This is a genomic window from Bacillus sp. AFS029637, assembly GCF_002584985.1.
Lineage (GTDB): Bacteria > Bacillota > Bacilli > Bacillales > Bacillaceae_G > Bacillus_A.
Window position 1 is genome coordinate 21,286 of the sequence record NZ_NUPZ01000009.1, and the last position, 21,380, is coordinate 42,665.

The 21,380-nt window shown below is 38.4% G+C and carries 23 protein-coding genes; 20 read left to right on the top strand and 3 right to left on the bottom strand.

Going from position 1 to position 21,380, the window contains the following annotated elements:
• Nucleotides 1–50 precede the first annotated feature (50 nt).
• The 3 genes from COE49_RS01945 (at nucleotide 51) to pyrG (ending at nucleotide 3,382) form a co-directional block, all read left to right on the top strand.
• Nucleotides 51–680 (top strand): TetR/AcrR family transcriptional regulator, encoded by a 630-nt coding sequence (locus COE49_RS01945; RefSeq protein ID WP_088231957.1) that lies wholly within the window; start codon nucleotides 51–53, stop codon nucleotides 678–680.
• A gap of 300 nt (nucleotides 681–980) precedes the next feature.
• Nucleotides 981–1,517, top strand: coding sequence for a DNA-directed RNA polymerase subunit delta (gene rpoE, locus COE49_RS01950; protein WP_088231958.1), 537 nt, complete (start codon nucleotides 981–983; stop codon nucleotides 1,515–1,517).
• 257 nt (nucleotides 1,518–1,774) lie between these two features.
• On the top strand, nucleotides 1,775–3,382 hold the full coding sequence (gene pyrG / locus COE49_RS01955; RefSeq protein ID WP_088231959.1) for a CTP synthase: 1,608 nt from the start codon (nucleotides 1,775–1,777) through the stop codon (nucleotides 3,380–3,382).
• A gap of 32 nt (nucleotides 3,383–3,414) precedes the next feature.
• Here pyrG and COE49_RS01960 read toward each other — a convergent pair whose 3' ends face one another.
• Entirely contained in the window at nucleotides 3,415–3,939 is a 525-nt protein-coding gene (locus COE49_RS01960) for a DUF2529 domain-containing protein (RefSeq protein WP_098252377.1), read from the bottom strand.
• Nucleotides 3,940–4,140: 201 nt separating this feature from the next.
• Between COE49_RS01960 and spo0F the strand changes: the two genes are divergently transcribed.
• The 14 genes from spo0F (at nucleotide 4,141) to COE49_RS02035 (ending at nucleotide 17,838) form a co-directional block, all read left to right on the top strand.
• Nucleotides 4,141–4,509: a sporulation initiation phosphotransferase Spo0F gene (gene spo0F / locus COE49_RS01965; protein WP_000398594.1), complete on the top strand. Its 369-nt coding sequence runs from the start codon at nucleotides 4,141–4,143 to the stop codon at nucleotides 4,507–4,509.
• Nucleotides 4,510–4,719: 210 nt separating this feature from the next.
• Nucleotides 4,720–5,577: a class II fructose-bisphosphate aldolase gene (locus tag COE49_RS01970; RefSeq protein ID WP_088231961.1), complete on the top strand. Its 858-nt coding sequence runs from the start codon at nucleotides 4,720–4,722 to the stop codon at nucleotides 5,575–5,577.
• Between the two features lie 315 nt (nucleotides 5,578–5,892).
• The gene (gene murA, locus COE49_RS01975) at nucleotides 5,893–7,182 is read left to right on the top strand and encodes a UDP-N-acetylglucosamine 1-carboxyvinyltransferase (RefSeq protein WP_088231962.1); all 1,290 of its coding nucleotides are present in this window, start codon (nucleotides 5,893–5,895) and stop codon (nucleotides 7,180–7,182) included.
• A gap of 122 nt (nucleotides 7,183–7,304) precedes the next feature.
• On the top strand, nucleotides 7,305–8,270 hold the full coding sequence (gene glpX, locus COE49_RS01980) for a class II fructose-bisphosphatase (protein WP_098252376.1): 966 nt from the start codon (nucleotides 7,305–7,307) through the stop codon (nucleotides 8,268–8,270).
• Between the two features lie 528 nt (nucleotides 8,271–8,798).
• On the top strand, nucleotides 8,799–10,070 hold the full coding sequence (gene rho, locus COE49_RS01985) for a transcription termination factor Rho (protein ID WP_001053898.1): 1,272 nt from the start codon (nucleotides 8,799–8,801) through the stop codon (nucleotides 10,068–10,070).
• Between the two features lie 564 nt (nucleotides 10,071–10,634).
• Complete coding sequence (locus COE49_RS01995; protein WP_000643433.1) at nucleotides 10,635–10,880, top strand: type B 50S ribosomal protein L31; 246 nt, start codon at nucleotides 10,635–10,637, stop codon at nucleotides 10,878–10,880.
• Nucleotides 10,881–10,988: 108 nt separating this feature from the next.
• The gene (locus tag COE49_RS02000) at nucleotides 10,989–11,576 is read left to right on the top strand and encodes a thymidine kinase (protein WP_088231965.1); all 588 of its coding nucleotides are present in this window, start codon (nucleotides 10,989–10,991) and stop codon (nucleotides 11,574–11,576) included.
• Nucleotides 11,577–12,220: 644 nt separating this feature from the next.
• Complete coding sequence (gene prfA / locus COE49_RS02005; RefSeq protein ID WP_140417442.1) at nucleotides 12,221–13,288, top strand: peptide chain release factor 1; 1,068 nt, start codon at nucleotides 12,221–12,223, stop codon at nucleotides 13,286–13,288.
• Nucleotides 13,288–14,139, top strand: coding sequence for a peptide chain release factor N(5)-glutamine methyltransferase (gene prmC, locus COE49_RS02010; RefSeq protein WP_098252374.1), 852 nt, complete (start codon nucleotides 13,288–13,290; stop codon nucleotides 14,137–14,139). Before prfA ends, prmC begins: the two co-directional genes overlap by 1 nt.
• Before the next feature lie 111 nt (nucleotides 14,140–14,250).
• Entirely contained in the window at nucleotides 14,251–15,114 is an 864-nt protein-coding gene (gene spoIIR / locus COE49_RS02015) for a stage II sporulation protein R (RefSeq protein WP_088232020.1), read from the top strand.
• Between the two features lie 49 nt (nucleotides 15,115–15,163).
• Nucleotides 15,164–15,622: a GNAT family N-acetyltransferase gene (locus tag COE49_RS02020; protein ID WP_088231969.1), complete on the top strand. Its 459-nt coding sequence runs from the start codon at nucleotides 15,164–15,166 to the stop codon at nucleotides 15,620–15,622.
• A gap of 108 nt (nucleotides 15,623–15,730) precedes the next feature.
• On the top strand, nucleotides 15,731–16,771 hold the full coding sequence (locus COE49_RS02025) for an L-threonylcarbamoyladenylate synthase (RefSeq protein ID WP_088231970.1): 1,041 nt from the start codon (nucleotides 15,731–15,733) through the stop codon (nucleotides 16,769–16,771).
• A 77-nt stretch (nucleotides 16,772–16,848) separates the two neighbouring features.
• Nucleotides 16,849–17,397, top strand: a complete 549-nt coding sequence (locus COE49_RS02030; protein WP_088231971.1) for a manganese efflux pump MntP — start codon at nucleotides 16,849–16,851, stop codon at nucleotides 17,395–17,397.
• Nucleotides 17,398–17,562: 165 nt separating this feature from the next.
• Nucleotides 17,563–17,838, top strand: a complete 276-nt coding sequence (locus COE49_RS02035) for a DUF3935 domain-containing protein (RefSeq protein ID WP_088231972.1) — start codon at nucleotides 17,563–17,565, stop codon at nucleotides 17,836–17,838.
• A 275-nt stretch (nucleotides 17,839–18,113) separates the two neighbouring features.
• On the opposite strand, the gene COE49_RS02045 is transcribed toward COE49_RS02035, so the two are convergent.
• Nucleotides 18,114–18,725, bottom strand: coding sequence for a flavin reductase family protein (locus tag COE49_RS02045; RefSeq protein ID WP_088231974.1), 612 nt, complete (start codon nucleotides 18,723–18,725; stop codon nucleotides 18,114–18,116).
• Nucleotides 18,726–18,884: 159 nt separating this feature from the next.
• Complete coding sequence (locus COE49_RS02050; protein ID WP_088231975.1) at nucleotides 18,885–19,271, bottom strand: DoxX family protein; 387 nt, start codon at nucleotides 19,269–19,271, stop codon at nucleotides 18,885–18,887.
• A gap of 386 nt (nucleotides 19,272–19,657) precedes the next feature.
• On the opposite strand from COE49_RS02050, the gene COE49_RS02055 reads away from it, so the two are divergent.
• From COE49_RS02055 to rpiB, 3 genes are all read left to right on the top strand, one after another.
• Nucleotides 19,658–20,155 carry a PTS sugar transporter subunit IIA gene (locus tag COE49_RS02055; RefSeq protein ID WP_000473664.1) on the top strand — a complete coding sequence of 166 codons (498 nt, stop codon included), beginning with the start codon at nucleotides 19,658–19,660 and terminating at the stop codon, nucleotides 20,153–20,155.
• Nucleotides 20,156–20,392: 237 nt separating this feature from the next.
• A complete protein-coding gene (locus COE49_RS02065) occupies nucleotides 20,393–20,833 on the top strand; it encodes a low molecular weight protein arginine phosphatase (RefSeq protein WP_088231976.1) in 441 nt (146 codons plus the stop codon).
• A gap of 97 nt (nucleotides 20,834–20,930) precedes the next feature.
• Entirely contained in the window at nucleotides 20,931–21,374 is a 444-nt protein-coding gene (gene rpiB / locus COE49_RS02070; RefSeq protein ID WP_000869917.1) for a ribose 5-phosphate isomerase B, read from the top strand.
• Nucleotides 21,375–21,380: the final 6 nt, after the last annotated feature.

Here is a 21,380-nt window from a genome sequence, read left to right on the forward strand (position 1 = left end):
ATTTTCCTACGCTTTTTCCTTCCAAAAAATAATAGAGAGAGGTGAAGGGGATGGTTAAACATAACGTGCATGCATCAGTAAAGGATGAAAAGCTAGTTGCGTTAAGGCGTGAACAAATGATTAAAGGTGCGGTGCAATTGTTTAAGCAAAAAGGATTTCCGCGCACAACAACGAGGGAAATTGCGAAAGCGGCTGGATTTAGTATTGGAACACTTTATGAGTACATTCGTACAAAAGATGATGTTTTATATTTAGTTTGTGATAGTATTTATGAACATGTAAAAGAACGCTTAGAGGAAGTAGTGTGTACAGAGAAGGGAAGTATAGAAAGTTTAAAGATAGCGATAACGAATTATTTTAAGGTTATGGACGAATTGCAAGAAGAAGTATTAATTATGTATCAAGAGGTACGTTTTTTACCGAAAGAATCTCTTCCATACGTATTAGAAAAAGAGTTTCAAATGGTAGGGATGTTTGAAAATATTTTAGAACAGTGTACAGAAAACGGAACATTTATATTAAATAAAAAGGAAATACAGCTTCTTGCACATAATATTTTCATACAAGGACAAATGTGGGGATTTAGACGCTGGGCCTTGCAAAAATTATATACGCTCGAAGAATATACAGAAATGCAAATTAGGTATGTGTTGCAGGGGGCGCATATGCTTCCGAAATAAGGAATGGACAAATTATAATTTTATTACTATATAAAGTGAAACTTTAATCAGTGGGGTGTTGATACCCACTGATTATTAGCTTTCACCAATCGGGCGTTTATGGGCAATGGATCTCCCCTAACTTTTCGCTCCAACTGAATTTTGAGGTGGGAGTTTTACTGCTCGCAAATAACGGGATAAAAGTTTCACGTTTTTTTTGTAGCATATTTGTGCGACTTTTGTTTATAATGAATAGTATGGATTTTTTTAAGCAGACCGTTATATATAAGGTTATATTTGATGAAAGGAAGTGCCGCATAAGTGGATTTTAAGCAATATTCACCAGAAGAGCTAAAAGAATGTTCAATGATTGAAGTTGTACATAGCGTTTTAGGGGATAAAAGACAAGCAACGACATTCAACGAGTTGGTTCAAGAAATCGCTCAAGTGCTGGGACTATCTCAAGAGCAAGTTAATGCGAAACTCGCACAATTTTATACAGATTTAAACATCGACGGACGTTTCATTAATTTAGGAGAAAATCGTTGGGGATTACGTAGCTGGTACCCATATGAGCAAATTGATGAAGAAATCTTACCGCAACCAAAACCGAAGAAGAAACGTAAAGTTGAAGAAGACGGTTTTGACGACTACATTGATGAAGATGAAGATGACTTTGACGATGCAGACGGAAATGCAGATGAAGATGAAGACGATGTAGAAGATTTGGACAAGGTTCTTGAAGACGAAGACGGAGATGACGACGATCTTGATGATTTAGACGAAGATGAAGATGACTTCGCTGAAGAAGAACTTGAGTACGATGAAACTGAAGAAGAAGAAGAGGAAGAGCTGTAGTTCTTGACTTTTCATTATCGTCCATGTAGAATCATTTTTGGGCTCTTTAAAAAAGGACGATAATACTTTTAAAGTGTAAATATAAAAGAAAATTGCTCCCTACTTATTACTTTATGTGATGAGGGGAGCAATTTTCTTTTTTGTTTTTTGTTTAGAAAATAAAAAGAGTCTAACAATAAGATGGATACAGTGTTATCTACATACGTTGCGCTTTGCAACGGTGATTATATAACAGCGAAGTAGAAGGGAGCTTTTTCATGACTAAGTATATTTTTGTAACAGGCGGTGTAGTATCGTCTTTAGGTAAAGGTATTACAGCAGCATCTCTTGGAAGACTATTAAAAAACCGTGGTTTAAACGTAACGATTCAAAAGTTTGATCCATACATTAACGTAGACCCAGGGACTATGAGCCCGTACCAACACGGTGAGGTATTCGTAACAGATGATGGCGCAGAAACTGACTTAGATCTTGGTCACTATGAGCGTTTCATCGACATCAACTTAAACAAATACAGCAACGTAACAACAGGTAAAATTTACTCTTCAGTTCTTCAAAAAGAGCGTCGTGGTGAATACCTAGGAGGAACAGTTCAAGTTATTCCTCACATTACGAATGAAATTAAAGAACGTGTATACCGTTCTGGTCGCGAAACAAACGCGGACGTTGTTATTACAGAAATCGGTGGAACTGTTGGTGATATCGAGTCTCTACCATTCTTAGAAGCAATCCGTCAAATTAAGAGCGACATCGGTCGTGACAATGTAATGTACATTCACTGTACATTAATTCCATACTTAAAAGCAGCAGGCGAAATGAAAACAAAGCCAACACAACATAGTGTTAAAGAACTTCGTAGCTTAGGTATTCAACCAAACATCATCGTTGTTCGTACAGAAATGCCTGTTTCTCAAGATATGAAAGACAAGCTTGCACTATTCTGTGACATTGATACAAAAGCTGTTATTGAAGCACGCGATGCAGATACTTTATATGCAGTTCCATTATCTCTTCAAGAGCAAAACATGGACCAAATCGTTTGTGATCACTTAAAATTAGACAATCCAGCTGCAGATATGACAGAGTGGACTGCGCTAGTTGAGAAAGTACGTAATCTTTCTAAGAAAACAAAAATCGCTCTTGTTGGTAAGTATGTAGAACTTCAAGATGCATACATTTCTGTTGTAGAAGCACTTCGCCATGCAGGTTACTCTTTCGATACAGATGTAGAAGTGAAATGGGTAAATGCTGAGCACGTAACAGCAGAAAATGTACAAGAATTAGTAGGAGACACAGATGGTATCCTTGTACCAGGTGGCTTCGGCGATCGTGGTGTAGAAGGTAAAATCGTTGCAATTCAATATGCTCGTGAAAATAAAGTTCCATTCTTAGGAATTTGTTTAGGTATGCAACTTGCATCAATCGAATTCGCACGTAACGTATTAGGATTAGAAGGAGCTAACTCTTCTGAAATTAATCCTGACACACCTTATGCAATCATCGACTTATTACCAGAACAAAAAGATGTAGAAGACTTAGGTGGTACACTTCGTCTTGGTCTATATCCATGTAAGCTTGCTGAAGAAACAAATGCTTACAGAGCTTACCATGAGCCGGTTGTATATGAGCGTCATCGTCATCGTTATGAGTTCAACAATCAATTCCGCCCGGATATGGAAAAAGCAGGATTTGTATTCTCTGGTACAAGCCCAGACGGCCGTCTAGTTGAAATCATTGAATTAAAAGACCATCCTTGGTTCGTGGCAGCACAGTTCCACCCAGAACTTGTATCTCGTCCAAACCGTCCACAACCGTTGTTCCATGATTTCGTAAGTGCTTCTATTACGAATAAAGAGAGCAAGTAATAAAAAAAAGCGCCTGAAATAGGGCGCTTTTTTTAATATTCGTTTAACATTTCATCAATTGTAAACTTTAATCCGTGATAAGCAAATAAAGTTACAATTAAACTTGGGAATCCGTAGCGGTTACCTTCGTCGTCTGGAATAAGACCTTTTAATAGCTTTGTATCAATATGTACATCTGTATATTGTTCCAGTGATTCAGCACCTTCTTGAATGGCAGAGATTCCAACGATAGAGTGACCTTCTTCTTGAAGTTTTTTTGCAATTTTTATATTTTCTTCATCTGTTGAAAAACGGCTAATAAGAAGTACGCGATCTGCAGAAGTTACTGTTGCTTCTTTACCATTTTCGAAAAAGCGTTTTGCTTGCTTCATCGATTCAGCACCGAATAGTGCTTCAACAACAACGCCCTCCATTTCATTTGTACCATGTAAATAAATGAAGCCATCACCAATTAATGCTTGAGCAAGTAGACGAGCACTATCCTCTATATTCATTTCCTCTTTTTGGGAAATTTTGGAGAAATAACCACTTAATTGAGTTGAAAAAATTTTTAACATAATGTTACTCCTTTCGTACGTGTTTGCCGGTTTTCATTATAGTTTATTTTTTTAGAAAGGTGAAATCGTAGGGTGGCGTAACGAAATAGGAAACGGTAAAATAAGAAAGAATAGGAAGGAATTTGCCAAAGAATAGCGAAAATAAATCGATAAGATATAAGAAGCTGTAAATCTTGTACTTACACAGAAAGGTTGGGAGTTATGGAAGGGAAAATTTTAATCGTTGATGATCAATATGGCATTCGTGTGTTATTACATGAAGTGTTCCAAAAAGAAGGTTATCAGACGTTCCAAGCAGCGAATGGTTTTCAAGCTTTAGATATCGTGAAAAAGGATAATCCAGATTTAGTCGTGTTAGATATGAAAATTCCAGGTATGGATGGTATAGAGATTTTAAAGCATGTAAAAGAAATCGATGAGAGTATTAAAGTAATTTTAATGACTGCTTATGGAGAGCTTGATATGATCCAAGAAGCAAAAGATTTAGGAGCTTTAATGCACTTTGCTAAACCATTTGATATTGATGAAATTCGTCAAGCGGTGAGAAATGAGCTTGCTGTAGAGGCATAAAAATGAATTTTTTATAAAAAATATGGAAAAAAGCGTTTACATGGACTATTGTGCAGGTGAATACGGTTGAGTTTTTGAGTACAAGTTGTTATCCTATTGAGTGTAGAAAAAAGTCCGGTATGTAGATATACATATTTTACCTTGTCCTGGTCATACTACCAGCGATAAGAACTTATCGGATACAAAAAACGTTTTTTAGGAGGATTCACCATGCCTTTAGTTTCTATGAAAGAAATGCTAAACAAAGCACTTGAAGGAAAATACGCAGTTGGTCAATTCAACATGAACAACTTAGAGTGGACTCAAGCTATCTTAGCTGCTGCGGAAGAAGAAAAATCTCCTGTAATCCTAGGTGTATCTGAGGGTGCAGCTCGTCATATGACTGGTTTCAAAACAGTTGTAGCTATGGTTAAAGCTTTAATCGAAGAAATGAACATTTCTGTTCCTGTAGCGATTCACCTTGACCATGGTTCAAGCTTTGAAAAATGTAAAGAAGCAATCGATGCAGGTTTCACATCTGTAATGATCGACGCTTCTCACCACCCATTCGAAGAAAACGTTGAAACTACTAAAAAAGTAGTAGAATATGCACACGCTCGTAACGTATCTGTTGAAGCTGAGCTTGGAACAGTTGGCGGACAAGAAGACGACGTAATCGCTGAAGGCGTAATTTACGCTGATCCTGCAGAGTGTAAACACCTTGTTGAAGCAACTGGCATCGACTGCCTAGCTCCAGCTTTAGGTTCTGTACACGGTCCTTACAAAGGTGAGCCTAACTTAGGATTCGCTGAAATGGAACAAGTTCGTGACTTCACTGGTGTACCTTTAGTATTACATGGTGGTACTGGTATCCCAACTGCTGATATCGTAAAAGCTATCTCTTTAGGTACTTCAAAAATTAACGTAAACACTGAGAACCAAATCGAGTTTACAAAAGCTGTTCGTGAAGTATTAAACAAAGACCAAGAAGTTTACGATCCTCGTAAATTTATTGGACCTGGCCGCGACGCTATCAAAGCAACTGTTGCTGGTAAAATTCGCGAATTCGGTTCTAACGGTAAAGCGTAAGAATAAAATCCCGTTTTGGAAACCGTCTAGTCTTTTAGACGGTTTCCTTTCGTTGTATAATGAAAGCGTGAACAAGTCGAAAGATTTTATAAAGTGAATTTTTAAATCTTTAAATATAGAAAATAATGTGCATAGTCCTATTAATAAATGTGATAAGTATCTGATTTATAATTCAATAGTTAACCGTCACCTATTTATACTATAGGGGAACTGTAGGTGATGGTTTTTAGGGTGGAAAGAGTATTTGAGATTCTTAAGGGGGAGCTTTCTATAAAAAAATAGAAAGTAAATACATTCACAAGAAGGGAGCTCAATATGGAAAAATTGCTAATTGAAGGCGGAAGAGCTTTAAATGGAACAATTCGCGTGAGTGGTGCAAAGAACAGCGCCGTTGCACTGATTCCAGCGACAATTTTAGCAGATACTCCAGTAACTATTGGTGGTGTTCCTAATATTTCAGACGTAAAAATGTTAGGAGACTTACTAGAGGAAATTGGAGGGAAAGTAACTTATGGACAGGAGGAAGAGATGGTAGTTGATCCTTCTAATATGGTTGCGATGCCTTTGCCAAGTGGAAAAGTGAAAAAATTGCGTGCTTCTTATTATTTAATGGGTGCGATGCTTGGCCGTTTTAAAAAAGCTGTTATTGGGCTTCCAGGTGGATGTCATTTAGGACCAAGACCGATTGATCAGCATATTAAAGGTTTTGAAGCGCTAGGTGCACAAGTTACAAATGAACAGGGTGCTATCTACTTAAGAGCAGATGAATTGCGCGGGGCACGTATTTATTTAGACGTTGTTAGTGTAGGGGCTACGATTAATATTATGTTAGCAGCTGTACGAGCGAAAGGTAGAACTGTTATTGAAAATGCAGCGAAAGAACCTGAGATTATTGATGTAGCTACATTGTTGACGAGCATGGGAGCACGTATTAAAGGTGCTGGTACAGATGTAATCCGAATTGATGGTGTGGATTCACTGCATGGTTGTCACCACACGATCATTCCAGATCGTATTGAAGCTGGTACGTATATGATTTTAGGAGCTGCATCAGGAGGAGAAGTAACAGTTGATAATGTTATTCCTCAGCATTTAGAGTCAGTTACTGCGAAGCTAAGAGAAGCTGGTGTGCAAGTTGAAACGAACGATGACCAAATTACAGTGAACGGTAATAGAAGGTTAAAGGTAGTCGATATAAAAACGCTTGTATATCCAGGATTCCCAACAGATCTACAACAGCCATTCACAACGCTTTTAACAAAAGCGCATGGGACGGGTGTTGTTACTGATACAATTTATGGTGCACGTTTCAAACATATTGACGAACTACGTCGTATGAATGCGCAAATTAAAGTAGAAGGTCGTTCGGCGATTGTAACTGGCCCTGTTTTATTGCAAGGTGCAAAAGTGAAGGCGAGTGATTTGCGAGCTGGAGCTGCGCTTGTTATTGCGGGGTTAATGGCAGATGGAATTACAGAAGTAACCGGACTTGAGCATATTGATCGAGGTTACGAAAATATAGTAGACAAGCTTAAAGGGCTTGGTGCAAACATTTGGCGAGAACAAATGACAAAGCAAGAGATTGAAGAATTGAAGAACGCTTAAATTGGTGATACTTCCGTTAATGGGGAGCGAAGAATCATCATTAGCGGAAGTGCACTATATAGAAAAACACCGTTCACAAAAATACGGCAGAAATATTACAGACTTAAAGGAGAGGGATTATTGTGGAAAGAAGTTTATCTATGGAGTTAGTACGTGTAACAGAGGCTGCAGCATTATCATCAGCGCGTTGGATGGGACGCGGGAAAAAGGATGAAGCAGACGGTGCAGCAACATCAGCTATGCGTGATGTATTTGATACAATTCCGATGAAAGGTACAGTTGTAATTGGTGAAGGTGAAATGGATGAAGCGCCAATGCTGTATATCGGAGAGAAATTAGGTACAGGATATGGTCCACGTGTAGACGTTGCAGTTGATCCTTTAGAAGGGACAAACATCGTAGCAGCTGGCGGGTGGAATGCACTTGCTGTTATCGCAATTGCAGACCACGGTAATTTGTTACATGCTCCTGACATGTACATGGATAAAATTGCGGTTGGCCCAGAAGCAGTTGGGGCAGTTGATATTGATGCACCTATTATCGATAACTTACGTGCAGTTGCAAAAGCGAAGAATAAAGATATTGAAGATGTTGTAGCGACAGTTTTAAATCGTCCACGTCATCAAGCGATTATCGAAGAAATTCGTAAAGCGGGTGCTCGTATTAAATTGATTAATGATGGAGACGTAGCTGGAGCAATCAATACAGCATTTGACCGTACAGGTGTAGATATTTTATTCGGTTCTGGTGGAGCTCCTGAAGGTGTATTAGCTGCGGTTGCGTTAAAATGCTTAGGTGGAGAAATTCAGGGGAAATTATTGCCACAAGACGAAGCTGAATTAGAACGTTGTAAAAGAATGGGCATTGAAGATATAAATCGCATCCTTCGTATGGAAGACTTAGTAAAAGGCGACGATGCAATCTTTGCAGCAACAGGCGTAACAGATGGAGAATTATTACGCGGTGTTCAATTTAAAGGTAGTGTAGGAACAACGCACTCTCTTGTTATGCGTGCGAAATCAGGTACATTACGCTTCGTAGACGGACGCCATAGCTTAAATAAAAAACCAAACTTGGTTATTAAATAAAAAGCGGAGGTGGCTTGCTCAGAAGGGGAAGGCATTGGAGCTCCTGACGAAGAGGCGTTTTTTGCCTCGTAGGAAGGGGTGAAATGACTGACCCTTCTAGCCACTGGAGCTGGATTAAATAAAAAGCGTAAGCGGCTCGTTTAGAATCCAGGACACTTCAAACTCTCGACCTTGAAGCGCTCTTTGCTTCGAGTGAGAGAGTGAAATGACCGGAGATTCTAGCCGCTGGAGCTGGATTTCAATAAAAAGCGTAAGCAGCTTGCCCAGAAGGCATAAACGGCTTATGTATCCTTCCTTAAAATAAGGTAAGTAGAAAAAAACAAGAAATAGTAAAAAGCGAAGACAAATTTTCTTGTCTTCGCTTCTTGTATTTGTGTTCCAACGTATTGATTAAAACTAGATAAAAGGGTTACAATAGTGAATATTACCCTACTTGAACTTATTGCCTTTCATTATTAATTATTTGCCTTCCGTATTTTTTCCCTTTACCCATTTGAAAAGAGAATAACGTTAAAGTGTGGTGTCTGAATGAATTTGTCAATTGCAGCATTAGAAAACATGAAATTAAAAGAGTTATATGAGCTTGCGAAAGAATTTAAGATTTCGTATTATAGCAAGTTAACGAAAAAAGAGTTAATCTTCGCTATTTTAAAAGCTCGAGCAGAAAAAGAAGGTTTCTTTTTCATGGAAGGCGTATTAGAAATTATTCAATCAGAAGGATTTGGATTCCTACGTCCTATCAACTATTCTCCAAGCTCAGAAGATATTTATATCTCAGCTTCGCAAATTCGTCGTTTCGATTTGCGTAATGGAGATAAGGTTTCTGGTAAAGTACGACCTCCGAAAGAAAATGAGCGCTATTTTGGATTGTTACAAGTTGAAGCTGTAAACGGAGATGATCCAGAGTCAGCAAAAGAGCGTGTGCATTTCCCTGCATTAACACCATTATACCCAGATCGCCAAATGAAATTGGAAACGGAACCGAAAAAGTTACCGACACGTATCATGGATTTAATCGCACCAGTTGGATTTGGACAACGTGGTTTAATTGTCGCGCCTCCAAAGGCTGGTAAGACGAGTCTATTAAAAGAAATCGCACACAGTGTTACAACAAATCATCCGGAAGCAGAATTAATTGTACTTTTAATTGATGAGCGTCCAGAGGAAGTAACAGACATTGAACGTTCTGTTAAGGGAGATGTTGTAAGTTCTACTTTTGATGAAGTACCAGAAAATCATATTAAAGTAGCTGAACTTGTGTTAGAACGTGCGATGCGTCTTGTAGAGCACAAAAAAGATGTTATCATTTTAATGGATAGTATTACCCGTTTAGCGCGAGCTTACAACCTTGTTATTCCGCCAAGTGGTAGAACATTATCGGGTGGTATCGACCCAGCTGCCTTCCATAGACCGAAGCGCTTCTTTGGAGCTGCACGTAATATTGAAGAAGGCGGTAGCTTAACTATTTTAGCGACAGCGCTTGTCGATACAGGATCTCGTATGGACGATGTAATTTACGAGGAGTTTAAAGGAACTGGAAACATGGAACTTCACTTAGATCGTTCATTAGCTGAGCGTCGTATCTTCCCGGCGATTGATATTCGTCGTTCTGGTACACGTAAAGAAGATTTATTAATTCCGAAAGAACATTTAGACAAGCTATGGGGTATTCGTAAAACAATGCGCGATACACCAGACTTTGTTGAAGGTTTCTTACGTAAGCTTCGTCAAACAAAGACAAATGAAGAGTTTTTACAAAACATTGTTGCAGACTCGAAAAGATATGTAACAACTAAGTAAAGGGAAAAGATTGGGACTCGCTTATTTTATAGTAAGCGAGTTTTTTATGTTGATAAGGGAATAATAGAGATGGTTGTATATGGAAAGGTAGTTGTTTTTTGGCTAGGAATTAGATTTTGGGTGAAAGGATGTTAGTTATTCAGGGTTGGATGAGACGTCTTCACTTTAATATGGTATCCAGCTCCAGCGGCTAGAATCTCCGGTCATTTCGCTCTCTCGGTCGAAGCAAAAAGCGCTTCTTGGTCGAGAGCTCCAATGCCCTGCGATTCTGAACGAGCCGCTTGCGCTTTTAAATGGTATCCAGCTCCAGCGGCTAGAATGGTCGGTGGCTTCGCGTCTTCCTACGAGGCAAAAAGCGCCTCTGCGTCAGAAGCTCCATCCTCCTCCCATTCTGAACGAGCCGCTTCTGCTTTTAAATTTAAAAAGACAAAAACAGGTAGTTGCAAAATGAAGTTAGCCTTGTTATAATTTCATCATATGTGTTTCATCAATATAGTTGTGTATGCAGCTGAAGATGAAAAACTCTGTTTCGAAAATGATTCAGGGCGGAAGGAGATGAAAAGAATGAAAGCAGGAATTCACCCAGATTACAAGAAAGTTGTATTCATGGACACAAACACAGGCTTCAAATTCTTAAGCGGATCTACTAAAGGATCTAACGAAACTGTTGAGTGGGAAGATGGTAACACTTATCCATTACTAAAAGTTGAGATCAGTTCTGATTCTCACCCATTCTACACTGGACGTCAGAAGTTTGCTACTGCAGACGGACGCGTTGACCGCTTCAATAAGAAATACGGTCTTAAGTAATAAAAACATAAAACAGGCAAGTGTATGTATTCGCTTGTCTGTTTTTTTTGCGAAAATATTATACCTTTACCCTACTTTTAACTAAAAAGTAGATGAAAGGAGAGCTTCATGTACTTAATAAATCAAAATGGCTGGATTGAAGTGATTTGCGGTAGTATGTTTTCTGGTAAATCAGAAGAGCTTATCCGCCGTGTGCGTCGTACGCAATTTGCGAAACAACATGCAATTGTATTTAAACCATGTATTGATAATCGTTATAGCGAAGAAGATGTTGTATCACATAACGGATTAAAGGTGAAAGCAGTTCCTGTTGCTGCCTCAAAAGATATATTTGATCATATAACAGAAGATATGGATGTTATTGCAATCGATGAGGTACAGTTTTTTGATGGGGACATTGTGGAAGTGGTGCAAGTATTGGCAAATCGTGGCTATCGTGTCATTGTAGCTGGTTTAGACCAAGATTTCCGTGGTCTACCATTTGGACAAGTTCCTCAGCTGATGGCGATTGCTGAACATGTAACAAAATTGCAAGCAGTATGTTCTGCATGTGGATCTCCAGCAAGTCGTACACAACGATTAATTAATGGGGAACCAGCGGCATTTGATGATCCAATTATTTTAGTTGGGGCTTCAGAATCGTATGAACCGCGCTGTCGTCATTGTCATGCAGTTCCTACAAACAAAGATCAGTAAAACTCGCTGCGCAAGGCGGGTTTTTTTCGAAATAGAGAGAATGAGTGGTGTAAGCCGCTTGCGCTTTTAGATATTATCTAGCTCCGCCTCCTAGGTCCTTGCGTGTAAGAACCTCCCGCACGAGAAGACAAAAAGCGTCTTCTGTGCGAGAGAACCTTAGCCACTGGACCTAAGTAGTCGGCTCCGCTTTTAAATATATTATCTAGCTCCAGCGGCTAGAATCTCCGGCTATTTCACTCTCTCACTCGAAGCGAAGAGCGCTTCAAGATCGAGAGTTCAAATATCCTGCGATTCTGAGCGAGCCGCTTGCGCTTTTAAATTGTGATATCTAGTTCCGGTGGCTAGCTCTTCATGTCTAAGAACCTCCCGCACGAGAAGACAAAAAGCGTCTTCTGTGCGAGAGAACCTTAGCCAGTCAGAGCTGAGCAAGCCACCTCCACTTTTAAATATATTATCTAGCTCCAGCGGCTAGAATCTCCGGCTATTTCACTCTCTCACTCGAAGCAAAGAGCGCTTCAAGATCGAGAGTTCCAATATCCTGCGATTCTGAGCGAGCCGCTTGCGCTTTTAAATATAATTTGCGTTTTTTTGAGTAAGTACCATATACTATTTGTATTAGATACTAGGATGTAGAGGTGAATGATGTGTTAGATCGTTTGCAAGCTGTAGAAGATCGTTATGAGAAGTTAAATGAATTGTTAAGTGACCCAGAGATTATTAGTGATACAAATAAGCTTCGTGAGTATTCAAAGGAACAATCTGATATACAAGAGACGGTAGAAGTGTATCGTGAGTATAAGGATGTTCGTGAGCAGTTAAAAGATGCGAAAGCAATGTTAGAAGATAAGTTAGACGCAGAAATGCGTGACATGGTAAAAGAAGAGGTTTCTGAATTAGAAGGACAAGATAAAGAATTGTCAGAGCGTCTGAAAATATTACTTGTTCCAAAAGACCCTAACGATGATAAGAACGTTATCGTTGAGGTTCGTGGAGCTGCTGGCGGTGATGAGGCGGCTTTATTTGCTGGTGACTTATATCGTATGTATAGCCGTTATGCTGAGGTGCAAGGTTGGAAAACTGAAATTATCGAGGCTAGCTATACAGAATTAGGTGGATATAAAGAGATTATCTTTATGATTAACGGTAAAGGTGCGTTCGCGAAGCTAAAATTCGAGAATGGTGCTCACCGTGTACAACGTGTTCCTGAAACGGAATCTGGTGGACGTATTCATACATCTACAGCAACTGTAGCTGTATTACCAGAGGCAGAAGAAGTAGAAATCGACATTCATGAGAAAGATGTTCGTGTTGATACATTCGCTTCTAGTGGTCCTGGTGGACAGAGCGTTAATACAACGATGTCAGCGGTACGCTTAACGCATTTACCGACTGGTGTAGTTGTATCTTGTCAGGATGAGAAATCACAAATTAAGAATAAAGAAAAAGCGATGAAAGTATTACGCGCACGTGTTTATGATAAGTTTAGACAAGAAGCACAAGCTGAGTATGATCAAAACCGTAAACAAGCAGTTGGTACGGGTGATCGTTCAGAGCGTATTCGTACGTATAACTTCCCGCAAAACCGTGTTACAGACCATCGAATCGGTTTAACGATTCAAAAGCTAGATCAAATCTTACAAGGTAAGTTAGATGATTTCATCAATGCCTTAGTTATGGAAGATCAGGCTCAAAAGATGGAGGCAGCTGAGTAATGCGTGTCTATGAAGCCCTGAAATGGGCTTCTTCTTTTTTACAGGAAAATGGACGAGATAAAAATGCGGGAGAAATTGTCCTTTGTCATGTATTAAAGACGAACAGAACAGGGTTACTTATGAATATGCGTGAAGAAATAACTGAGGAACAAGAGAAGAGTTTCACAGAAGTTATTAACAAGCATGTAGAAGGTATTCCGATTCAATATATGATTGGTTATGAAATGTTTTATGGGCGATCGTTCTTTGTGAATGAAGAAGTATTAATACCAAGGCCAGAAACAGAAGAGCTTATAGTCGGAGTGTTAGAAAGAATCGAGCGCCATTTTGGTAATGAGAAACTGCATGTAGCAGATATCGGTACCGGTAGTGGAGCGATTTCTATTACGCTTGCTTTAGAAAATAAAAATCTTCATGTGTATACGGTAGATATTGCCCAGGAGTCGATTGAAGTTGCAAAAGAAAATGCAAAAACTTTGGGCGCAGAAGTAACGTTCTATCACGGTGATTTATTGTCACCATTTTATGAAACAGGTCAAAAGTTAGATGTTGTTGTTTCAAATCCTCCATATATACCAGAAGAGGATTGGCGTGGCCTTTCTCCTGTTGTGAAAGAGCATGAGCCGAAGAGAGCGCTTGTTGGTGGTGAAGATGGATTAGATTTCTATCGCCGTTTTATGGAAGAATTGCCAAATGTGTTGCAGAAGAAAGCGATTGTGGCGTTTGAAATTGGAGTAGGACAAGGTGAGGATGTAAAGGGACTGTTACAAAATGCTTTTCCACATGCTCATGTTGAAGTTGTTTTTGATATTAACGGAAAAGACCGTATGGTATTTGCAGAGATGGAGTAAGGTTCACGCCTTACTCTATTTTTTGTGGAGAAATTTATATAGATTTTGAATTTAATAGTTTAGAAAGATGAAAGTCTGTCCACACTGTTTGTAGAAGGGACGGTGGAGGAAATGAAAAAACAAGTTATTGCTTATCTTCTTCTATTATTAATTGGTGCACAGTTACTTGTGCAGTTTGGATATATGAAAGCTGATGCGAAAGGGCCTTCAGTTATTCCGAAAGAGGCCGTTCGATTACGAATTTTAGCAAATAGCGATTCAGATAAAGATCAGGCGTTAAAGCGTAAAGTACGTGATGAAGTAAAAGCGCAAATTGATGGATGGGTAGCAGATTTAACTTCATTTGAAGAGGCGCGAAAAGTCATTCAAAGTCATATTCCAGAAATCGAGAAAACAGTGGCAAATACGTTAAAAAGAGAAGGTAGCAAAGAGTCATTTCAAGTAAAGTTTAGCAAGAATGTAAAGTTTCCTACAAAGGTATATGGGAATTTTATTTATCCAGCAGGGGAATATGAAGCAGTATTGATTACAATCGGAGAAGGTGAAGGGGCGAACTGGTGGTGTGTATTATTTCCACCGATGTGTTTCTTAGATTTTTCAAGTGGTACAGCTGTAAGGAAAGAAGAACATGTTGTGAAGGCTGAATCTCCTGAAGAGAAGCAGGTAAAACAACTAGATGAGGAAGTAGTAGATACACAAGAGAACAAAGAGGATGAGGTAAAAGAAAAGAAAGTTGTAAAGCAGGAAGTCGCAAAAAAAGTAACAGCTTCTGAAAAGAAAGTAGTAAAAAATGAAACGAAAGTAGAAGAACAACCTGTAAGTAAAGAAGAAACAAAAACTGTGGAAAAAGTGGAGAAACCTGTGGAACAAAAACAAGAAAAACAAAATGAGTATGTAAAAGTACAGGAGGAAGAAGAAAAGCCAGAAGTTAAGTTATTTATTGTAGAAGCTTTTACATCTTTATTTTCTAAATAGTACTATTAACAAGTCCTTCCTCATATATAAAAAAGAGGAGGGATTTACTATGAAGAAGGTGTATTTTGCTACGAAAGCAGATGTGGAAAGATTACATTCTTTTTTCGGACAAGCTAATAAAAAAGATGATAAAATAAATGAGTTGTACGCACAATTTATGATTTTGGAAGAGGCGGAAGAAATACGGGCTGTAATTGGTTATGAACAAAGTGGGGAAGATGTACTAATTCGTTCTTGTTTATTCACACCTAATGTGGATAAACAAACTTTCTTGTATTTTTTTGAAATGTTTTTGCAGTATATGAAAGAAAAAAATATTCGACAATTGTACTTATTAACAAATCATCCACAATCTATAACAATCTTTCAGTTTTTTGACTTTGTCACTATAGAAAAAGAAAACGTGCCAAAGGGAATTCGACAGTTAGAACACTTTTGTAAAAATATAAAAGAGCCAAATGCAATAATACTAAATTGTCAGCTATTCACAAAGTTATCCACGGATTAATTAGGTTTATCCACATTTTGTGGATAAACCTTGTTTGTCTTTTGGATAAATCTCATAGTAAACTAAAAATAGACAAGTATTTCATGGTAGAAAAGGACGTGGGAAAAAATGCATACAAATATGTGGGTTGTGGATAATGTTGTGGAAAGAAAAAAATATTATCCACAGTTACAAGAAGCAGCAAAATTATTAAGGGAAAATGAAGCAATTGCCTTCCCTACAGAAACGGTATATGGACTAGGTGCAAATGCGATGAATGATGAAGCAATCGCGAAGATTTTTGAAGCGAAAGGAAGACCGAGTGATAATCCACTTATTGTCCACATAGGCACGAAATCTCAGTTAGATGGGATTGTGACGGAAATTCCGCCAGTTGCGGAGAAGTTAATGGAACACTTTTGGCCAGGACCGTTAACAATTATTTTACCTAGAAAAGAAGGTATTTCAGAGAAGGTGACGGCAGGGCTTGATACGGTTGGAGTAAGAATGCCTGATCATCCAGTGGCGCTTGCTCTTATTGAGGAGGCAAATGTACCTGTTGCGGCACCAAGTGCAAATCGTTCAGGTCGTCCAAGTCCAACGTTAGCGTCTCACGTATATGAAGATTTAAATGAGAAAATCGCGGGTATTGTAGATGGTGGTGCAACGGGGGTAGGTGTTGAATCGACTGTAATTGATTGTACGAGCACAGTTCCAACGATTCTACGTCCAGGTGGCATTACGAAGGAACAGTTGGAAGCGGTGATAGGTACTGTTTCTTTAGATCCAGCTTTAAAGGATGAGAAGGAAAAGCCGAAATCACCTGGAATGAAATATACACATTATGCACCGAAAGCGCCACTTAGTATTGTTGAAGGATCACGTGAGTTTATTCAGCTTATGGTGGATAAGAAGAAGGAAGAAGGATTCAAAGTAGGTGTATTAACGACAGAAGAGTATCAGCATGTATATAGTGCAGATGTTATATTATCTTGTGGTGTTCGAAGTGATTTAGATAGTGTTGCGGCTAAATTATATGATGTACTTAGAACATTTGATGCAAGTGAAGTAGATGTTATTTTTAGTGAGTCGTTCCCAAATGAAGGAATAGGCAATGCCATTATGAATCGTTTAACAAAAGCAGCAGGACATCATATTATTACTGAATGATAAGGTGTGATTAGCAAACAGAATATTTCTCCTCGGATAAGCATATTTTGAAGTAGCACGTCCGAGGAGGGACATGAATGACGTTTGAACAGATAATACCTTTAATAATTATGGCATTCGCCTTAGGGATGGATGCGTTCTCGGTGAGTCTTGGTATGGGGATGATGACCTTAAAGTTAAGACAAATCCTGTATATCGGTATGACGATAGGGATTTTTCATATTATCATGCCATTTATAGGAATGGTATTAGGTCGTTTTTTATCAGAGAAGTATGGAGACATTGCACATTTTGCAGGTGCTATTTTATTAATTGGACTAGGATTCTATATTGTATATTCATCTATTTTGGAGAATGAAGAGGCTAGGATTGCCCCTATTGGAATTAGTTTATTCGTATTTGCATTCGGCGTTAGTATAGATAGTTTTTCAGTAGGACTTAGTCTTGGAATTTACGGGGCACAGACGATTATTACGATATTACTTTTTGGATTTGTTAGCATGTTATTAGCTTGGATTGGTTTATTAATTGGTAGACATGCGAAAGATATGCTCGGTACATATGGTGAAATAGTAGGTGGTATCATTCTAGTTGGATTTGGATTATATCTCCTTTTCCCTATATAATTTTGAGGAGGAGGACGTTATGAACAGGGTATTGGAATGGTATATTCGATTTTAGGTTGGATTAAGTTAATTCGCGAATGATAAGATAGTTCCTTTCTGTGCATAGTTTTGTTTGTACTATATTGATCGCACTAAAAAATTACAGATATAGAAAGGATGAGATGGATGACGAGATTGAAGCAAGTTTTTGGTATTATTATTAGTTTTTTTGTTTTCTGGTTTAGTATGCTCGGTGTACAAATGTTTGCTGAGTTTTTAGATATTGAGTCATTGAAATTTGTTGCGGGGAAAACGGAGGCAGCGCGTACTTTTTATTCTCCATACCCGTTTTTAATTGTTTTTCTTATTACATTGCTTTCCCTATACTTCTTAGTAATTAAGCTTGGGAAACCGAAAAAAGAGAAGATGCCTACTTTAGAGGAAAATAAGGAAGAATTATAAAAAAATCCCCCGCTTTAAGCGGGGGATTTTTTGGATGATGTAGTAGAGCGGCTAGAATCTCCGGTCATTTCACTCTCTCTCATGAAGCAAAAAGCGCTTCAAGGTCGAGAGCTTGAAGTGTCATGCGATTCTGAGCGAGCCGCTTCCGCCTTTAGGTGGTATCCAGCTCCAGTGGCCAGCTCTTCGCATCTAAGAACCTCCCGCACTAAAGGTAAAAAGCACCTTTTGTGCGAGAGAACCTTAGCTGGTCAGAGCTAAACGAGCCGCTTCCGCTTTTAGATTGGCCTCACTAATTCAAATTGTTCTCCTAGTTTTGCGTAGTTGTGTCCTGCTAGGCGGCTTATTGGTTTTAGTTCTTCGGCGTGGATGCGGCCGTTTTCGTATAGGTGTTCTGCGATGTGGAAACGAACGACGCGTCCGATTAGTAGGTCGCAAGCGGGTGCGTCTTCTGTTCCACCAAGAGGAATTGCTTGTTCTAATACGCATTCCATTCGAATGTTTGCTTCTTTTACACCTGGTACTGAGATGACATCGCTGTCAATCGGTGTTAGTTTTGCTAATTCGATTTCACTTTCGTTAGGAGGTAGGTTGGCTGCTGTTTCGTTAATTGCTTCTACGTAAGATTCATCAGAAATGTGTACGACAAATTCGCCCTTTTCGATTGCGTTTCGGGAAGTGTCCTTTCGTTCTCCTTCTTTTCGTTGTACGGAAACTGAAATAAGCGGTGGATTGGCAGCGACGATATTGAAATAACTATATGGTGCACCGTTCAATACGCCGTCTTTTGTTACAGAAGTAACGAATGCAACAGGACGTGGAATGATACTTCCTGTTAGTAATTTGTAATTATCTTTTTCGGTTTGTTCGTTTGGATTAATGGATAACATGTTGTGATCCCCTTTCTAAATATGAAGACTCATTGTTTGTTTACAAGATATCAATGGGAATCTCCTGCTGAAAATAATATTTTTGTTATATAAAAAGGAACTTACTTCAATCGTGATGAAGTAAGTTCCTTTTGAAAAATCTCGAAATTGAGATAAATTTTAAAGTAAAACGTATGCGCCAGGGCCGATTAAAGCTACACCAACAGCAACAGCGATTAACATTAAGTTATATTCATATCCATTTTGGGTTACCCAGTAACCATTTTTTCCATGAACAGTGAAGATTGCCATTAACATTGTTCCGACGATAAATAATGCACCAATTGCAGTGAAAATACCTGATGCGAATAAGAAGCCACCTAATAGTTCAGTTGCACCCGCCATAAATGCCATAAATACACCAGGGCGTAAACCGATTGATTCCATCCAGCCGCCTGTTCCTTTCAGACCGTAGCCACCAAACCAACCAAATAATTTTTGAGCACCGTGACCCATGAATGTAATTCCTACAACAAGACGAATAATAAGAAGACCGATATCCATCATTTTTAAAACCTCCTAAAAGTTATTAACTTATCTTATGTAAGTAATAATAAAATAGTTACTTACTTTAGTCAAGTGCATTTTGAAGAAATTATGAAATAAATTTTACAAATTAACAACAAAAAATAAAATGTAGTAAAGACCTCTAGACAAGTTAGATAAAAAAAGAGAAAATATAAATAGAAGTTAACTTCTTATTGTTATTCAGACAATCAGAATTGACTGGAATTTTGTGAAGCGCTACAATAAGAGTCTATTAGTAATGACGTAATTTATTTCGAAAGCGTTTTTACAATATAATATTCGAAGTATGAAGTCTTACATGTATCCCGATCTTTACTAGGGATTGCCCTATAAACTTTTAGGTAAATTATAAGGAGGACTATCCTATGTTTAAAAAATTATTCGGTCTTGGTTCAAAAACAAATGAAGAAACAATCGTAGCTCCATTAACTGGAGCAGTGAAAAATATTGAAGAAGTACCAGATCCAGTATTCGCTGGTCGTATGATGGGTGATGGTGTTGCAATTGATCCTACTGAAGGTGTAGTTGTATCTCCAGTTGATGGTGAAATCGTACAATTATTCCACACAAAACATGCTATTGGAATTAAAGCGAAAAACGGTACAGAAATCTTAATCCACGTTGGATTAGAAACTGTAAAAATGGAAGGCGAAGGTTTCGAAGCTCACGTTTCTGAAGGCCAAGCTGTAAAAGCTGGAGATAAATTAATCTCATTCGACTTAGAATTAATCCGTGAAAAAGCGAAAAGTACAATTACTCCAATCGTTATTACAAACACAGATGCAGCTGAGTCTATTAAGACAACTATAGGCGTAACAGCTACAAAAGGTTCAACAGAAGTAATGAAAGTTACAATGAAATAATGCTTGTATAAAAGGAATCTGTTTCGTATGAAATGGATTCCTTATTTTGTTTTGTAGTGTGCACGTTATGTATGGTAAAATACTTTGGGCACTTGGAAATAGGGTTTCACATATATGTGGATAAGGCGCATTTTTTCTCAGAAAAAATGCGCCTTTCGTATATTCACATTTCTTTTGTTCTATCCTAATGTAAGCTATTATTAAAGGGAGAAGATACAATATAAGGGGTGGGTTGGGATGAAACGAGTATTATTTGTTTGCACTGGAAATACATGCCGTAGTCCGATGGCTGAGGCGTTACTTCGTCATCATGGAGAAGGTAAGTTTGAAGTGCAATCTGCTGGTGTTTTCGCCTATCCTGGGAGCGATGCGTCGGTTTATGCGAAAGAAGCACTTATTGAAAAAGGAATTTCCATCGATCATGCTTCAAAGCAAATAAATGAAACGTTGCTTGATTGGGCGGATATTGTAATAGCAATGACAGAAAATCATAAGGGAATTATACTTGGGCATTATCCTAATAATGAAGAAAAAGTGTATACACTATATGGATTAACTGAAGGTGTAAGTAAGGATATTTCCGATCCGTTTGGAGGCTCTCTTTCTGTTTATAAGGAGACGTTAAAAGAGATGGAAGCCCTTGTGCAAACTTTATTGAAAAAACATTCAGAGGATTAATGTTTCGTGTATAATACGATATTGGAGAGCATTTCCTACTATTAAGGTAGTGGAGTGAGCAATGAAGATAATGGATTGAAACTTTGGAGGGGTAAAAATGAAAGTAGTAGTAGCATCTGATCACGGCGGTATGAATATCCGTAAAGAACTTGTAAGTTTATTAGAAGAATTAAATATTGAATATATTGATTTAGGTTGTGAATGTGAAGCTGGTTCTGTTGATTACCCTGATTTTGCATTTCCTGCAGCAGAGATGGTAGCGAATGGTGAAGTGGATCGTGGTATTTTAGTTTGTGGGACAGGCATTGGTATGTCAATTGCAGCAAACAAAGTAAACGGTATCCGTTGTGCGTTAGTTCATGATACTTTCAGCGCGAAAGCAACGAGAGAGCATAATGACACTAACATGCTAGCGATGGGTGAGCGTGTAATTGGTGCTGGTTTAGCGCGTGATATCGCAAAAATTTGGTTAACAACTGACTATGAAGGTGGCCGTCACGAAAACCGCGTAGGAAAAATTAAAACATACGAAACAAAGTAATAGATT

What these genes read in the sequence shown, in the direction of transcription:
- COE49_RS01945 (WP_088231957.1), top strand. Translation starts at nt 51, where the DNA reads ATGGTTAAACATAACGTGCATGCATCAGTAAAGGATGAAAAGCTAGTT.
- pyrG (WP_088231959.1), top strand. Translation starts at nt 1,775, where the DNA reads ATGACTAAGTATATTTTTGTAACAGGCGGTGTAGTATCGTCTTTAGGT.
- COE49_RS01960 (WP_098252377.1), bottom strand. Translation starts at nt 3,939, where the DNA reads ATGTTAAAAATTTTTTCAACTCAATTAAGTGGTTATTTCTCCAAAATT.
- spo0F (WP_000398594.1), top strand. Translation starts at nt 4,141, where the DNA reads ATGGAAGGGAAAATTTTAATCGTTGATGATCAATATGGCATTCGTGTG.
- COE49_RS01970 (WP_088231961.1), top strand. Translation starts at nt 4,720, where the DNA reads ATGCCTTTAGTTTCTATGAAAGAAATGCTAAACAAAGCACTTGAAGGA.
- murA (WP_088231962.1), top strand. Translation starts at nt 5,893, where the DNA reads ATGGAAAAATTGCTAATTGAAGGCGGAAGAGCTTTAAATGGAACAATT.
- rho (WP_001053898.1), top strand. Translation starts at nt 8,799, where the DNA reads ATGAATTTGTCAATTGCAGCATTAGAAAACATGAAATTAAAAGAGTTA.
- COE49_RS01995 (WP_000643433.1), top strand. Translation starts at nt 10,635, where the DNA reads ATGAAAGCAGGAATTCACCCAGATTACAAGAAAGTTGTATTCATGGAC.
- COE49_RS02000 (WP_088231965.1), top strand. Translation starts at nt 10,989, where the DNA reads ATGTACTTAATAAATCAAAATGGCTGGATTGAAGTGATTTGCGGTAGT.
- prmC (WP_098252374.1), top strand. Translation starts at nt 13,288, where the DNA reads ATGCGTGTCTATGAAGCCCTGAAATGGGCTTCTTCTTTTTTACAGGAA.
- spoIIR (WP_088232020.1), top strand. Translation starts at nt 14,251, where the DNA reads ATGAAAAAACAAGTTATTGCTTATCTTCTTCTATTATTAATTGGTGCA.
- COE49_RS02020 (WP_088231969.1), top strand. Translation starts at nt 15,164, where the DNA reads ATGAAGAAGGTGTATTTTGCTACGAAAGCAGATGTGGAAAGATTACAT.
- COE49_RS02025 (WP_088231970.1), top strand. Translation starts at nt 15,731, where the DNA reads ATGCATACAAATATGTGGGTTGTGGATAATGTTGTGGAAAGAAAAAAA.
- COE49_RS02030 (WP_088231971.1), top strand. Translation starts at nt 16,849, where the DNA reads ATGACGTTTGAACAGATAATACCTTTAATAATTATGGCATTCGCCTTA.
- COE49_RS02035 (WP_088231972.1), top strand. Translation starts at nt 17,563, where the DNA reads ATGACGAGATTGAAGCAAGTTTTTGGTATTATTATTAGTTTTTTTGTT.
- COE49_RS02045 (WP_088231974.1), bottom strand. Translation starts at nt 18,725, where the DNA reads ATGTTATCCATTAATCCAAACGAACAAACCGAAAAAGATAATTACAAA.
- COE49_RS02050 (WP_088231975.1), bottom strand. Translation starts at nt 19,271, where the DNA reads ATGATGGATATCGGTCTTCTTATTATTCGTCTTGTTGTAGGAATTACA.
- COE49_RS02055 (WP_000473664.1), top strand. Translation starts at nt 19,658, where the DNA reads ATGTTTAAAAAATTATTCGGTCTTGGTTCAAAAACAAATGAAGAAACA.
- COE49_RS02065 (WP_088231976.1), top strand. Translation starts at nt 20,393, where the DNA reads ATGAAACGAGTATTATTTGTTTGCACTGGAAATACATGCCGTAGTCCG.
- rpiB (WP_000869917.1), top strand. Translation starts at nt 20,931, where the DNA reads ATGAAAGTAGTAGTAGCATCTGATCACGGCGGTATGAATATCCGTAAA.